The 16,381-nt window shown below is 38.3% G+C and carries 9 protein-coding genes and 1 tRNA gene; 3 read left to right on the plus strand and 7 right to left on the minus strand.

Annotated elements, in window-relative coordinates:
• Both A6B43_RS01620 and leuS read right to left on the minus strand, forming a co-directional pair.
• Positions 1-504, minus strand: coding sequence for an LPS-assembly lipoprotein LptE (locus A6B43_RS01620; protein ID WP_124211034.1), 504 nt, complete (start codon positions 502-504; stop codon positions 1-3).
• 76 nt (positions 505-580) lie between these two features.
• Positions 581-3,163 carry a leucine--tRNA ligase gene (gene leuS / locus A6B43_RS01625; RefSeq protein ID WP_124211035.1) on the minus strand — a complete coding sequence of 861 codons (2,583 nt, stop codon included), beginning with the start codon at positions 3,161-3,163 and terminating at the stop codon, positions 581-583.
• Between the two features lie 304 nt (positions 3,164-3,467).
• Between leuS and gap the strand changes: the two genes are divergently transcribed.
• Positions 3,468-4,472 (plus strand): type I glyceraldehyde-3-phosphate dehydrogenase, encoded by a 1,005-nt coding sequence (gene gap / locus A6B43_RS01630; protein ID WP_124210850.1) that lies wholly within the window; start codon positions 3,468-3,470, stop codon positions 4,470-4,472.
• A 227-nt stretch (positions 4,473-4,699) separates the two neighbouring features.
• On the opposite strand, the gene A6B43_RS01635 is transcribed toward gap, so the two are convergent.
• From A6B43_RS01635 to hflD, 5 genes are all read right to left on the minus strand, one after another.
• Positions 4,700-4,785: transfer RNA gene (locus A6B43_RS01635), tRNA-Leu, on the minus strand.
• A 97-nt stretch (positions 4,786-4,882) separates the two neighbouring features.
• Positions 4,883-5,764 carry a 4-hydroxybenzoate octaprenyltransferase gene (ubiA, locus tag A6B43_RS01640; protein ID WP_124210851.1) on the minus strand — a complete coding sequence of 294 codons (882 nt, stop codon included), beginning with the start codon at positions 5,762-5,764 and terminating at the stop codon, positions 4,883-4,885.
• A complete protein-coding gene (locus tag A6B43_RS01645) occupies positions 5,761-6,528 on the minus strand; it encodes a DeoR/GlpR family transcriptional regulator (RefSeq protein WP_124210852.1) in 768 nt (255 codons plus the stop codon). Before A6B43_RS01645 ends, ubiA begins: the two co-directional genes overlap by 4 nt.
• A 138-nt stretch (positions 6,529-6,666) precedes the next feature.
• Positions 6,667-8,034 carry an adenylosuccinate lyase gene (gene purB / locus A6B43_RS01650; RefSeq protein WP_124210853.1) on the minus strand — a complete coding sequence of 456 codons (1,368 nt, stop codon included), beginning with the start codon at positions 8,032-8,034 and terminating at the stop codon, positions 6,667-6,669.
• A 13-nt stretch (positions 8,035-8,047) separates the two neighbouring features.
• A complete protein-coding gene (gene hflD, locus A6B43_RS01655; RefSeq protein ID WP_124210854.1) occupies positions 8,048-8,677 on the minus strand; it encodes a high frequency lysogenization protein HflD in 630 nt (209 codons plus the stop codon).
• Between the two features lie 285 nt (positions 8,678-8,962).
• Here hflD and A6B43_RS01660 point away from each other — a divergent pair, with 285 nt between their 5' ends.
• Together A6B43_RS01660 and lon are read left to right on the plus strand one after the other, a co-directional pair.
• Complete coding sequence (locus tag A6B43_RS01660) at positions 8,963-13,801, plus strand: DEAD/DEAH box helicase (RefSeq protein WP_418902975.1); 4,839 nt, start codon at positions 8,963-8,965, stop codon at positions 13,799-13,801.
• Positions 13,802-13,932: 131 nt separating this feature from the next.
• Positions 13,933-16,335 carry an endopeptidase La gene (gene lon / locus A6B43_RS01665; RefSeq protein WP_124210856.1) on the plus strand — a complete coding sequence of 801 codons (2,403 nt, stop codon included), beginning with the start codon at positions 13,933-13,935 and terminating at the stop codon, positions 16,333-16,335.
• Positions 16,336-16,381 lie beyond the last annotated feature (46 nt).

A 16,381-nucleotide genomic window follows, 5' to 3' on the forward strand; every position in this document is an offset into this window, starting at 1 on the left:
TTATTTGTTATGACTACCTAACTGTGCATTTAATCCCACCATTTTAACTAATAATTGACGAGACGCCTGTTCATACATTTGATGAATAATTGACTCTTTTTCTTCAAATTTTGCTAATGCTGCACGGGAGTCATCAAAAAATGTACGGTGAATTGAAACTTCTAATGGAAACTCACCTTTTTCTGGAATATTCACTGTTGCCTTTACCATCAAACTCAATGATTTTTCTGCTTCACGAGCTTGTTTAAATACAGAAGCCACTTGCGAATGAAGTTCTGTTGAATTTAAACGTAATGTTGCAACATGCGATGTATTTGGCGCCGAAATAAGAGAGATATTGTTTAGTAATAATTGATTACGTAGCACTCTAGACATATCACTATATTGATCCGCACTTTCATAATGCAATGTACGCAACGCCTCAGGAAATAATTCATTATTTTTAAATTGCCAACCACAAGCAGTTAGAAATAGAACAAAAATAATAGACAGTCTTTTTATCATCATTTGATTATCCTTTTGGTATAAATCCTCCCTTTTACAGTAAAAGAGAGGATTTTAATCATCTTTCTATAACGTATTATTTAGCCACAAAGCTCAACATTTTAAACGGAACATAAATGACCTTGATGATCGTCAATCCATCTAAATGACGGCTTACATTTTCATCTGCAAGTGCCACTGTTTTCACTTCTTCTTCATTAGCTGTCGCTGACACCATAATTTTACCACGAACTTTACCATTCACTTGAACAACAACTAATTTCTCATCTTCTACCATTGCTGTTTCATCAGCTTTAACCCAAGGAGCAACATCAATACTGTTTTGATTGCCTAAAGCTTGCCATAGTTCGAAACAGATATGTGGTGTGATTGGATAAAGCATACGAACAACAGCACTCAACGCCTCAGCCATTACCGCTTTATCTTGTGCCTCTACAAGCGGTGCTTTCGTCAATTTATTCATCAATTCCATAATCGCTGCAATAGCAGTATTAAACGTTTGACGCCGTCCAATATCATCGCTCACTTTAGCGATTGTTTTATGGACATCACGGCGAAGCGTTTTTTGTGTTGCTGTTAGCAATGTAGGTTCTAAGGCATCTGTTGCTGGTGCTTTTTGGTATTCAAAGACTAAATTCCATAAACGACCTAAGAAACGTTTTGCACCTTCTACGCCTGATTCTTGCCATTCCAATGTCATTTCCGCAGGCGATGCAAACATCATAAATAGGCGAACGGTGTCTGCACCATATTTTTCTACCATTTCTTGTGGATCGATGCCATTATTTTTTGATTTTGACATCTTCGTCATACCTGTATGAACAAGTTCTCGTCCTTCTTTATCAACAGCTTTAATGATTCTCCCTTTTTCATCACGTTCTAATGTAACTTCTGTTGGGCTAACCCAAATACGCTCATTAGTTGGACTAGTATAATAGAACGCATCCGCCAACACCATTCCTTGACACAGTAATTTATCCGTTGGCTCATCGCTATTAACAAGCCCCGCATCACGCAATAATTTATGGAAGAAACGGAAATAAAGTAAATGCATTGTAGCGTGTTCAATTCCACCTATATATTGATCGACTGGCAACCAATAATTAGCTTCTTCGCTATCCAACATTCCTTCGTGATATTGTGGGCAAGTATAACGGGCGTAATACCACGATGATTCCATAAAGGTATCGAAAGTATCCGTTTCTTTTAACGCTGGCTGCCCATAATAAGTTGTTTTTGCCCAATTTGGATCAGCTTTAATTGGACTTTGCACCCCATTCATTACCACATTTTCAGGTAAAATAATCGGTAAATCTTCCAATGGAACAGGTACAACCTCCCCGCTTTCAAGTGTTAGCATTGGAATTGGTGCTCCCCAATAACGTTGGCGAGAAACGCCCCAATCACGCAAACGATAATTAACTTGACGTTTTCCTACCTCCATTTCTGTGAGTTTATCTGCAATACCATTAAATGCTTGTTCGAAATTTAACCCATCAAACTCATCAGAGTTAATCAATGTACCGTGCTCGGTATATGCACCTTGACTGAAATCCCATTGTTGTCCATCAAGCGGTGCGATTACCTGCTTAATTGGCAAATTATACTTATGAGCAAATTCAAAATCACGTTCATCGTGAGCAGGAACTGCCATTACTGCCCCTGTGCCATAATGCATCAACACAAAATTAGCAACCCAAACAGGTACAAGTTCCCCTGTTAATGGGTGAATAGCAGATAGCCCCGTTGCCATTCCTTTTTTCTCCATCGTTGCTAATTCAGCTTCAGCAACTTTTGTATTTTTTGCTTCTTGGATAAATTGTGTCAATTCAGGATTATTTTCTGCTGCCAACGTCGCTAATGGGTGAGCAGCAGCAACCGCTAAATAGCTCACACCATAAAACGTATCTGGACGAGTGGTATAGACGGTTACTTTTTCATCAAGATCTTTAAGATCAAATGTGATTTCAACCCCTTCTGAACGCCCAATCCAATTACGTTGCATTGTTTTTACCTGATCTGGCCATTCAGGTAATTTATCTAAATCAGTTAATAATTGTTCTGCATAATCCGTAATTTTAATAAACCACTGCGGGATTTCACGCTGTTCTACGGGGGTATCACAACGCCAGCAACAGCCTTCGTGAACCTGTTCATTTGCCAATACAGTTTCATCATTCGGACACCAATTCACCGTTGATGTTTTACGATACACTAACCCTTTTTTATAAAGCTCTGTGAAAAACCATTGCTCCCATTTATAATAATCAGGCTTACACGTTGCAATTTCACGGCTCCAATCAAAACCAAATCCAAGCAGTTGTAACTGCTTTTTCATATATTCAATATTTTCGTAAGTCCATTTTGCTGGTGCGGTATTATTTTTGACTGCCGCCCCTTCTGCTGGTAAACCAAAAGCGTCCCAACCAAAAGGCTGTAATACATTTTTACCAAGCATACGTTGATAGCGAGATACAACATCACCAATCGTATAATTTCGTACATGACCCATATGTAAACGCCCTGACGGGTAAGGGAACATAGAAAGGCAATAATATTTCTCTTTTGACGGATCTTTAACAGCTTTAAATACGTTATTATCAGCCCAATATTTCTGAACTTTTGGCTCAATTACATTTGGGTTATATTGTTGTTGCATCATTTTTAACCTTAAATTTAGAATAAAATTTTGATATAGCATAACGTAAAACTACCCATTTTTAAATTACAAGCGGTCAGTTTCCAAGAGTTTTTTACTATAATGGAATGAAAAGGCTGAAATTCTTACCATCTATTGTATTCCCTATAAATTTCTAACAGCATCTTCTACACTATCCACCTCACTTGCCAACATTTCGCTTACTTTCAATTATGAAAAAAAGAAAAGGCTATGCTATAATCAATACAACTTTTCAAAAAACGAAAAGAACCTGTTTCTTTTAACTTTATATAGGTAACAATCTATGGCAATTAAAATTGGTATTAACGGCTTTGGTCGTATCGGTCGTATCGTATTCCGTGCTGCACAACTTCGTGATGACATCGAAGTAGTAGGTATTAACGATTTAATCGATGTGGATTATATGGCGTATATGCTTAAATATGATTCAACACACGGTCGTTTCAACGGTACTGTTGAGGTAAAAGACGGCAAATTAATCGTAAACGGTAAAGAAATCCGTGTAACCTCTGAACGTGATCCAGCAAACTTAAAATGGAACGAAATCGGTGTTGATGTTGCCGTTGAAGCAACTGGCTTATTCTTAGATGATGCAAGTGCTCGTAAACATATCGAAGCTGGTGCAAAAAAAGTTGTTTTAACTGGCCCTTCTAAAGATAGTACACCGATGTTCGTAAATGGTGTGAACTTTGACCAATATGCAGGACAAGATATCGTATCTAACGCATCTTGTACCACAAATTGTTTAGCACCATTAGCTAAAGTTATCCATGATAAATTTGGTATTAAAGATGGTTTAATGACAACGGTTCACGCAACAACTGCAACTCAAAAAACCGTTGATGGCCCATCAGTGAAAGACTGGCGTGGTGGTCGTGGTGCAGCACAAAATATCATTCCTTCATCGACAGGTGCAGCAAAAGCAGTAGGTAAAGTATTGCCTGCATTAAACGGTAAATTAACTGGTATGGCATTCCGTGTTCCAACCACTAATGTTTCAGTTGTTGATTTAACTGTAAACTTAGAAAAACCAGCAACTTACGCTGAAATCTGTGCAGAACTTAAACGTGCCTCTGAAAATGAAATGAAAGGCGTATTAGGTTATACTGAAGATGCCGTTGTTTCTACCGACTTCAACGGTTGCCCAGAAACATCTGTATTTGATGCAGCAGCAGGTATCGCATTAACTGATACATTTGTAAAATTAATCTCTTGGTACGATAACGAAACAGGTTATTCACATAAAGTATTAGACTTAGTTGCATTAGTTCATAACTACAAAGGCTAAATAATACTACTACAAGATTTACTGACTTGTAGCTCTATTACTAAAAAACTGCACTACGCAAAATATGCAAGTGCAGTTTTTTTTATAAATTAAAGGTACGATGTAACTATTACTCAAATAATAGTTAGATATAATTCTTATGATAAAAGATAGATGCCAAGTAATGTCTAATTTACTTACCTATATAGGTAATAATATCTAATCGATAGTAAAAGTTGGATATAAATTGGTGCCAGTGGTCGGACTCGAACCGACACGCTTATTCAGCGGCGGATTTTGAATCCGCTACGTCTACCAATTTCGTCACACTGGCATAGGAAGTGAAAGCTAATTATAGAAAATAATACGAATTATGCAAGCAGAAAATCGTATAACTAATTCGGTTGTCTTTATTTTCTACACTTAACATTTTAAAAAGGTTGCTGAAAATAAATTCCAACTAAAATTGAAATAAATACCCCCATTCCAACGTAATGATTGTTCAAAAATGATCTGAAACAAGCCTCTCGCTCACGAGTTTTAGTTAATTTACACTGGTAAATAAAAAGTGTTGCCGTAATCGCTAAAGCAATGTAATAACTGATATCAAAATGGCTTAAATAGCCATACATAACTAGAAAAACGAGTGCTAAAAATTGTAACAATGCAATGATTTTATTGTCGTATTGAGCAAAAAGAATTGCTGTTGATTTTACGCCAATACGCAAATCATCATCACGATCGACCATTGCATACTGTGTATCATAAGCCACTGTCCACATTAAATTTGCTAGAAAAAGCAACCAACATTCTATCGGTAGTGATTGCTCTACTGCACCAAATGCCATAGGAATTGACCAACCAAACGCCACACCCAATACTAATTGCGGTAAATGGGTAAAACGTTTCATAAATGGATAAATACAAGCAAGCCCAACAGCGATAAATGACAATATTATCGTATAATAATTAAGCATCAATACTAAACAAAATGCGATTCCAATCAATACCGCAAATAACACTTTAGCTTCTAGTTCTGTTACTCGCCCTGTTGCAAGTGGTCTATTTGCGGTTCTTTTTACTTCACCATCAAAATGACGATCTGCATAATCATTGATAACACAGCCTGCCGAACGCATCACAATGACACCTAAAGTAAAAATAATCAAAATTGATAATGGTGGAATACCATTAGCTGCCGTAAACAATGCCCAAAAAGTAGGCCACAACAATAAAAGTGTGCCAATCGGTTTATCCATTCGCATCAGTTGCAAATAAGCTAATCGCTTGTCAGGGGTAAAATGTTGTTTCATTCTGTTTCGTTGCAAATATGAACTGTCACATCACTATGGCTTAAATAATGATGAAGTTCTAAAGGAAGAGGGGTATCTGTAAATAAATACTGAACTTCTTTTAAATCACCTAATCGCACAATTGCATTACGGGAAAATTTTGAATGATCAGTAGCTAATACTACATTGCGAGCATTACGCATTAACGCTCGTTTAACTTGTACTTCGTGATAATCATAATCCATCATAGCACCGTCTTTTTCCACAGCGCTAATACCCAAAATACAGTAATCTAGCCTAAATTGGTCGATAAAATCAACTGTCGCCTCACCAATAATACCACCATCGGCTCGCAACTCCCCTCCAGCAATAATAACTTGGCAATCTTCTTTTTGTAATAAAATATGGGCAGCATTCAAATTATTTGTTACTACTCGTAAATCTCGATGAGAAAGCAATGCATAGGCCACCGCTTCTGCAGTGGTACCAATGTCTATAAAAAGCGATGCACCATTGGGAATCATTTGTGCAACTTTCTTTGCTATCTGATTTTTTTGGTGGGAAAAAAATTGTTTACGCTCCGAGTAATCACTATTTTCGCTACTTGATGGCGATGCGGCGCCCCCATGATGTCGGCGAATAAGATTATTTTCGGCTAATTCATTCAAATCACGCCGAATTGTTTGAGAACTCACGTTCAACTCAGAAACTAGTTGTTCCGTACTCACATAGCCGAACTGATTTACTAATGAAATGATTTTATTATGCCGAATTGTCTGTTTCATTCCCCTGACCTATCTATTCACCATATTAAATTATATTTTTTAAGATAGCTGATTTTACAAATTTCTTCCATAAAGGACCGCTTACAAGCGGTCAATTTATAAAATTTTCTTTCTTAAAACACGCTCACCTATTATATATTATAGTTTATCAACCAACCCAATGGCATAGCCAATATAACTTTCTGGAGTCATCTGTTTTAAGCGATCTTTTTCAAATTGTGGTAACGCCAACTCATCAATAAATTGATATAATATTTCACCATTAACTCTCTTTCCTCGAGTTAATTCTTTCAATTTCTCATAAGGCTTTTCAATACCATAACGGCGCATTACTGTTTGGATAGGTTCAGCCAACACTTCCCAATTTTGAGCTAACTCATCACGCAGGTGCTGCTCATTTACCTCAAGTTTGCTTACACCTTTCAAGATTGAAGCATATGCGACTAACGCATAGCCTAGCCCAACGCCTAAATTTCTAAGCACTGTTGAATCTGTTAAATCACGCTGCCAACGAGAAATAGGCAATTTAGCCCCTAAATGCCCCATTATCGCATTGGCTAATCCTAAATTACCTTCCGAGTTTTCAAAATCTATCGGATTTACTTTATGTGGCATTGTTGATGAACCAATTTCCCCGGCAATAGTGCGCTGTTTAAAATGATTTAACGCAATATATCCCCACATATCACGGTTAAAATCGGTCAAAATCGTATTAAACCGTGCCACACAATCAAAAAACTCTGCAATATAATCGTGTGGTTCAATTTGAGTAGTATAAGGATTCCAGGTTAGCCCTAGTGACTCAATAAACTCTTGGCTAAAAGTATGCCAATCAATCTCAGGGTAAGCAGATAAATGGGCATTATAATTTCCTACCGCACCATTTGCTTTGGCTAAAATTTCAACCTGTTCTAACTGTTTATATTGACGTTCTAACCGATAAACCACGTTTGCCATCTCTTTGCCTACGGTGGTTGGGCTTGCTGGCTGCCCGTGTGTGCGAGAAAGCAATGGCATAGCCTGATACTGTTTCGCTAGCGATTTAATTGCTTTAATCACCGCTTGCCATTGTGGCAATAACACACTTTCTTTTGCTGTTTTTAACATTAAAGCGTGGGAAGTATTATTGATATCTTCAGACGTACAAGCAAAATGAATAAATTCACTCACACTCATCAGTTCTGGAAAGCCTTCACATTTCTCTTTTAAAAAATACTCTACGGCTTTTACATCGTGATTGGTGGTACGCTCAATCGTTTTAATACGCTGAGCATCATCTAATGAAAAATCGGTAATCAGCGTCTCTAAATACGCATTAGTTTCTTGAGAAAAAGACGGAACATCGCTCACTTGAGAATGGCTCGCCAATTTTTGCAACCAACGAATTTCAACCATTACCCTAAATTTAAGTAAGCCAAATTCACTAAAAATTGGACGTAATACAGATACTTTATCTTGATAACGCCCATCAATCGGGGATAACGCCGTTAAAGCACTTAATTGCATAAATAGTCTCCAATTATAACGAGGCGTATAGCTGTTGAGTAGCAGTTAAAATTTTCTTGCGAGCAAACAGAAATTGCCAACGATTACCGCCAACCTGTTGCCATAAAATCGCAGCACGAATGCCCGCTAATAACGTTGCTCGAATACGATTTTGAATATCTGGCCGAGCAAGAAAATCAACTGATCCCATTACTTTGATCCGAGAACCTAAAGGGCTAATAATATCGCTATAAATCCCTGCCATATTAGCAATCATCTGTTCGTGAAGGACATCGCCATCATAAAGCGAAAGCTGACGTTCTAACTGCTGTAACCGTTGAGCAAGCTCACTTTTTGCTTGAGTATTCTTATTCAATTTTTGGCTAAGGGCTAATACACTAACCCAATACCGCCCAAGCTCAGTATCTAATTTCCCCTGCTTTCCACCAAGCAAAGCTTGTAACGTTTCAAACCCAAGAGTTAAATGTTCTAGCTGATTATCATATACATCAAGGGTTGATTCCGGCTGCATTACCAACAAACTCTGCAATGAATAAGACAAACTTTCACGCTCTGCCACACCTTGATGTGCAAATTTCTGCACTAAACTCACCGCTTGGCATACCCCTGCCAATGCAATAGAAATATCTTGATAATTCGCCATTTTCTCAGTTATTTATTCAAAAAATAAGGGCTAAATATACCATTTATTCAAGAATTATTGAACCATAATAATTATTGCCAAACCCAAACAACTCAGTAGAATATGAACAATTTATTTAATATAAATGGAAAATAAAGGTAAAATTATGTCAAGTCAAGTCAAGTCAAGTCAAGTCAAGTCAAGTCAAGTCAAGTCAAGTCAGCATTATCTCAACTTTTAGAGAGCTATCAACAAAATTCCTTAACTCAACGTGAAAAAGGCACTTATTTTGAAGATTTAATTCAAATCTATTTACAAAATGAACCTTATTACCACACACTCTACCGAGAAGTTTTAACTTTTAAAAACTGGGCAGAAAAAAATAATTTACCCAGCAATGACACAGGCATTGATTTAGTTGCCGTAACCTACACAGGCGAAAATCACGCCATTCAATGTAAATTTTATTCTTCAGATCACAAAATCACTAAAGCCGATATCGATAGCTTTTTCACCGCCTCTGGTAAAAACTATTTCCAACGAAGAATTATTGTAGCAACCACCAATCACTGGACAGACAATGCTTACGCTTCATTATCGGATCAAAATCCACCCGTTACCTTAATTAACCGTTCTGATCTTGAAAACAGCGCCCTTGATTGGCAAAAATTTGCCTTTAACCAACCGCTTATTTTCAAGCCGAAAAAAATACCCAGAGAACACCAAGAAACAGCCATTAAAAATGTAAAATTTGGCTTAGACACCGCTGAACGGGGCAAATTGATTATGGCGTGTGGCACGGGCAAAACCTTTACTGCCTTAAAAATTGCCGAAGAAATGGCAGGCAGGGGCAAAAAAGTGCTGTTTTTAGTGCCGAGCCTTGCCCTGCTTTCTCAATCTTTAACCGAATGGACGCAAGAAGCCACCATTCCACTGCATAGCTTTGCCGTTTGCTCTGATTCTGATGTGGGCAAACAAAATAAAGGCAAAGAGAAAACCGATGATCGGGTACAACAGCTCATTCACGAATTGCAATATCCTGCCACCACCGAAGCCAAAGCGTTGGTGAAAAGTTATCAAGCCTATAACCGTGATTTGGCAATGACCGTTGTATTTTCCACCTATCATTCCATTGAAGTCATTCACCAAGCCCAACAGCAAGGTTTTGGTGAATTTGATTTAGTCATTTGTGATGAAGCTCACCGCACCACAGGCGCAACCTTTGATAATGCCAAAGAAGAATCCGCCTTTGTTCGCATTCACAATAACGATTATATTCAAGCCAAAAAACGGCTATATATGACCGCTACCCCTCGTATTTACACCGAAGACGCTAAAAAAACAGACGGTGTAACCGTCTATTCAATGGACGATGAAACACAATTTGGTAAAGAATTATTTGTAATCAGTTTTTCTGAAGCCGTGCAAAGAGGATTATTGGTAGATTACAAAGTAATTGTGTTAGCCGTAGAAGAAGCCCTAGTGCAACAACGGCTAGAAAAACTATTTAACGGCGGTGAAATTCAAGTTGATGACGCAGCCAAAATTGTCGGCTGTTGGAAAGCCCTTTCTAAATCAGGCATTATGGACGAATTGGGCGATAACGAACCGATGAAACGTGCCGTTGCCTTCTGCCAAGTAATCGATAAAGACTACAAAGGCAAACATCACAAAGTCAGTTCAATCGCTATTTCTGAAATGTTTGGTACAGTAGTTGAAGCTTATCAAGAACAAGAAATTGAAGCATTACAGGCTAAAAAGCCTGATTTTGTGCCTGATTTAGCATTAAAACTCAACTGTGAAGCCGAACACGTTGATGGTTCGATGAATGCCAGCGAAAAAGCTGCCAAAATCCAATGGCTAAAAGACAGCACTGAAGCTAACACTTGCCGAATTTTATCCAACGTTCGCTGTTTATCCGAAGGGGTGGACGTGCCAGCCCTTGATGCCGTACTGTTTTTAACCCCTCGCAGTTCGCAAGTTGATGTAGTGCAATCGGTCGGGCGAGTAATGCGTAAATCTGACGAAACAAATAAAAAACGGGGCTATGTGATTTTACCTGTGGTTATCCCTGCGGGCGTTGCCCCTGAACAAGCACTGGATAAAAACGAAAACTACAAAGTCGTTTGGCAGGTATTAAATGCCTTGCGTTCTCACGATGATCGCTTTGATGCAATGATTAACCGAGCCGAATTTGACGGCTCGGCAAAAAATAAAATTGAAGTGATTGCGATAGCAGATCTCACCAAAAAAGCCCAACAGAAGCAGAGCAAAAAAGGCAAAACCACAGGCAGAGGCGAAACCGCCATCGGGCAGAAAGAAACAGGCTACCCCGATGAATCCAAACAGCGGGAAATGGTTTTTGAAGTCGGCGAAATTGAACGGGCGTTGGTCGCAAAAATTGTACAAAAAGTTGGAAAACGCACCTATTTTGCCGAATGGGCAGGCAATGTTGCCAAAATCGCCACTACCTTTATCACCCGCATTCAAACCATTTTAGCCAACCCCGATAATGCCGAAGAAAAAGCGGTATTTAACGCCTTTGCCAATGAATTGCGAGATGATCTCAATAATGCCATTACCGATGAAGAAGTGATTGAAATGTTAGCTCAACATTTAATCACCAAGCCGATTTTTGATGCGTTATTTGCCAATGAAAACTTTACCAAGCACAACCCAATGTCTAAAGAGATGAGTAAAATTATTGGGCTATTAGAACGCAAAAACGTGCCAACCGAAAGTAAACCGCTCACCCAATTTTACGAGGAAGTCAAAACCAAAATTGGCAATATCACCTCACCAGAAGGCAGACAAAAAGTCATCAAAGAGCTATACGATAATTTCTTTAACAAAGCCTTCCCCAAAATGGCAGAACGGCTCGGCATTGTTTATACCCCCGTTGAAGTGGTGGATTTTATTATTCATTCAGTGGAAGACGTTCTAAACAACGAATTTAACGCCAGCCTTGCCGATAAAGGCATAGAAATTCTCGACCCATTCACTGGCACAGGCACATTCATCACCCGTTTATTGCAAAGCGGTATTATTCCCCCTGAACGGCTGCCTGAAAAATATCACGAAATCCACGCTAACGAAATCGTGCTACTTGCCTATTACATTGCAGCAATCAATATTGAATCGGTCTATCACGCCCTTGTACCCGCTGGCACCCAATACACCCCGTTTGAAGGCATTTGCTTAACCGATACCTTCCAAATGTACGAAAAAGAAGATTTAATCGACCAAATTTTGGTCGAAAACAGTAAACGCCGTAAACGCCAGAAAAAATTGGAGATTAAAGTCATTATCGGCAATCCGCCTTATTCTTCAGGGCAAAAATCTGAAAATGATAATGCTAAAAATATCAAATATAAATATTTAGACAAACAGATTGAAAATAGTTATGTCAAATATTCAAATGCGGGTTTACAAAAAAATCTTTACGACAGCTATATCCGAGCGATTCGCTGGGCGAGTGATCGCATTGGTAACAGCGGTGTGATTGGCTTTGTCACCAATGGCGGTTATTTAGAAAGTAATTCCGCAGACGGTTTACGCAAATGTTTGGCTGAAGAATTTAGCTCGCTCTATATTTTCCATTTACGAGGAAACGCTCGCACATCAGGTGAACGCCGCCGTAAAGAAAAAGATAATATTTTTGGACAAGGCACAAGAACGCCAATAGCCATTGCCATTTTTGTAAAAAATCCGACTGCCGACAAACACGGCAACATCTATTTTCACGACATCGGCGATTACCTAAACCGTGAGGAAAAACTAGAAATCATTGATGAATTAAAATCTATTAACGGCATTACCGAGCAAAACAAATGGACGCAAATTATCCCCGATCAATTTAACGATTGGCTCAATCAACGTGATCCGAATTTTGATAATTATATGGTGCTGGGAGATAAAAAGACCAATAACAATACTATTTTTACAATTAATTCGCTAGGTGTTGTTACCAGTCGAGATGCTTGGGTATTTAACTATTCTAAGCACAAATTACGGTACACAATGGAAGAATGCACCATTTTCTATAATCAAGAATTGAAGAAGTTTCATAATAGTAATAAATCTATTGCTTTAGAAAATTTTATTAACTTAGATAGCAAAAAAATTAGCTGGAGCAGAGCATTAAAAAATAATCTGAACAAAGAAAAAATTGCTACTTTTGATGAAAAAGATTTACGTATTGCTCTATATCGTCCTTATACAAAGCAAAATATTTACTTTAATAAGCTATTTAACGAAACACAATACCAAATCCCCAAAATTTTCCCCACTGCCGATGCAGAAAATAAGGTCATTTCACTTACAGGATTAGGAACACCAAAGGCATTTTCAGTAATTATGACTGATGTTATTCCTGATATTCAATTACAGGCAAATGGGCAATGCTTCCCACTTTACCTCTACGAGCCTAATCAAGCCGTCAGTTCTGATGATCTTTTTGCAAAAAATGAAACGGAAACCACCGTTTGCACAGAATACGCTCGCCGTGAAGCCATTACCGATGAGGCATTAGCCCATTTCAGGCAGCCTTATCCCGATGAAAACATCAGCAAAGAAGATATTTTCTATTACATTTACGGCTTATTGCATTCTGAAGAATACCGAGAAAAATACGCCGATAATTTAAGCAAACAATTACCACGCATTCCACAGGTGAAACAGGCTGCTGATTTTTGGGCGTTTTCGCAGGCAGGCAGACGATTAGCCAATTTGCATTTACATTATGAACGTGTGCCGATGTATTCAGATATTCGCCTAAACGGCGGTTTAAAAATCGAAAATGACTGCATTATCGGCGGTATCGGTGAAGATTTTTATGTCGAAAAAATGAAATTTGCCAAAAAAGACGACAAAACAGCGGTCATTTACAACCGAAAATTTGCATTAGAAAATATCCCAGAGCAAGCCTATGAATATATTGTCAATGGCAAGCCTGCTTTAGAATGGGTAATGGAACGGCAAGGCGTAAAAGTCGATAAAGCCAGCGGAATTGTGAATGACGCTAACGATTGGGCAATCGAAACAATGAATAACCCTCGTTATCCAATGGAGCTATTTTTACGGATTATCACCGTCAGCCTCGAAACCATGAAAATTGTAAATAGCTTACCAAAATTGGTTGTTTAATTATTTTAAAATAAAAGGGCGAGTTACAACGCCCTTTTACTTTTTTCTGATTAAAATTTCCCTTGTATTTCTTTAATCAACCCCCATAATGTTCAAATCAAATTTTCAAATGAAAAGATTAGAGAGTAAAAATGGCAAGAAAGAAAAAACCAATTGAATTACCACTACTACCTTTACGTGATGTTGTGGTATTCCCTTATATGGTAATGCCCCTATTTGTTGGGCGAGATAAATCTATTCAAGCACTGCGTGCCGCAATGGAAGGCAATAAACAACTGTTTTTAGTGGCTCAAAAAGACCCTAATAATGAAGATCCAACAGTAGAAGATATTTATGATATCGGCGTAATGGCGAACATTATTCAAATGCTCAATTTGCCAGACGGGACAGTAAAAGTATTAGTAGAAGGTCAAGTTCGAGGAAAAGTTGAGCATATTCACGATGATGAAAACGGCTTTTGGGCAGGGGTTTCCCCAATACTTTCAGAATATGAAGAAAATAATGAAGAATTAAAAGCCGTTGCAAAAACGACTTTAACTGAATTTGAGAACTATGTAAAAAGCAATAAAAAAGTACCTGCCGAAATTTTGCCTAAATTGCAAAAAATCACCTTAGAAGACCGCTTGGCAGATACCATTGCGGCAAATTTGATTGCTACGGTAAAACAAAAACAAGAGCTATTAGCAGAAGCAAATTTAATTAAACGCTTTGAAACCTTGTTAGTTGCTATGGCTACAGAAATGGATACCCTCGAAATGGAAGGACGTATTCGTAACCGTGTTAAACAGCAAATGGAAAAGAACCAACGTGATTACTATCTTAATGAGCAAATTAAAGCCATTCGTAAAGAATTAGGTGGCGAAGAAGAAACCGAACAAACAGAACTCGACAAGCTCAAAGTAAAAATCGAAGAAGCTAAACTGCCTGCGGACGTTAAAGAGAAAGTTGATGGCGAATTTAATAAGCTCAAAGCAATGCCCCAAAGCTCATCAGAAGCAACTGTTGTTCGTGGCTATATTGATTGGATTTTACAAATGCCTTGGCACAAGCGGTCTGCAATTAAGAAAAATTTGCAACAAGCCCAAGATATTTTAAATAAAGATCATTACGGATTAGAGCGTGTAAAAGAGCGTATTTTAGAATATCTCGCAGTACAAAGCCGTTTAAATAAATTAAAAGGTCCAATTCTCTGTTTGGTTGGTCCACCAGGAGTAGGGAAAACTTCACTAGGTCAATCTATTGCCAATGCAACGGGGCGTAAGTATGTCCGTATGGCACTAGGTGGCGTGCGTGATGAGGCAGAAATTAGAGGCCATCGCCGAACTTATATTGGCTCAATGCCGGGCCAGTTAATGATGAAAATGGCAAAAGTAGGGGTTCGTAATCCACTATTTTTACTTGATGAGATCGATAAAATGGCACAAGATATGCGTGGCGATCCAGCCTCTGCATTACTTGAGGTATTAGATCCAGAACAGAATAAAGCCTTTAATGATCACTATTTAGAAGTGGACTATGATTTGTCTGATGTAATGTTTGTTGCAACATCAAATTCTATGCATATTCCACCAGCACTATTAGATCGTATGGAAGTTATCCGTCTTTCAGGCTATACCGAAGATGAGAAAATGCATATTGCTAAAGATCATCTGATTGCCAAGCAAAAAGAAAACAACGGCATTAAAGATAATGAGCTGATTATTGAAGACAGTGCAGTGTTAGATATTATTCGTTACTATACCCGTGAAGCTGGTGTACGTAATTTAGAGCGAGAAATCGCCAAAATCTGTCGTAAAGCCGTGAAAGCATTAGTAATCGATAAAAACCTTAAATCTATTACAGTAAATAGCGAAAACTTGAAAGACTACCTAGGAGTAAAACGTTTCGACTACGGCAAAATGGATAGCCAAAATCGTATCGGTGAAGTTACTGGCTTAGCGTGGACAGAAGTTGGTGGCGATTTACTTACCATTGAAACCGCTTCTGTTATTGGCAAAGGTAAATTCTCTTATACAGGGTCTTTAGGCGATGTAATGAAAGAATCAATCCAAGCGGCAATGATGGTTGTTCGAGCAAGAGCTGAAAAACTCGGTATTGCAAGTGATTTCTACGAAAAACGGGATATTCACGTTCACGTTCCAGAAGGAGCAACGCCGAAAGATGGCCCAAGTGCAGGGATTGCAATGTGTACTGCTCTTATTTCTAGTTTAACAGGTAACCCCGTTCGAGCTGATGTGGCAATGACAGGTGAAATCACTTTACGTGGTAAAGTATTACCTATCGGTGGGCTTAAAGAGAAGTTATTAGCCGCACATCGTGGTGGAATTAAAACTGTGATTATTCCAAAAGATAATGAAAAAGATTTGGAAGAAATACCGGATAATGCCAAAGCCGCTCTCAATATTTACCCAGTTGAGACTATTGATGAGGTACTTACCATTGCATTGGAAAATCCACCTGAAGGTATTGAAATGATTGCTCATAGCAAACCAATCAAGGTGAAAAAAACGAAAAGCACTAGAGCTATTCAATAAAATCAATTAAATACAAGGCTGGCACAAATTTGTACCAGCCTTTTTA

The sequence above is a fragment of the Vespertiliibacter pulmonis genome (assembly GCF_013377275.1).
Classification (GTDB): domain Bacteria; phylum Pseudomonadota; class Gammaproteobacteria; order Enterobacterales; family Pasteurellaceae; genus Vespertiliibacter; species Vespertiliibacter pulmonis.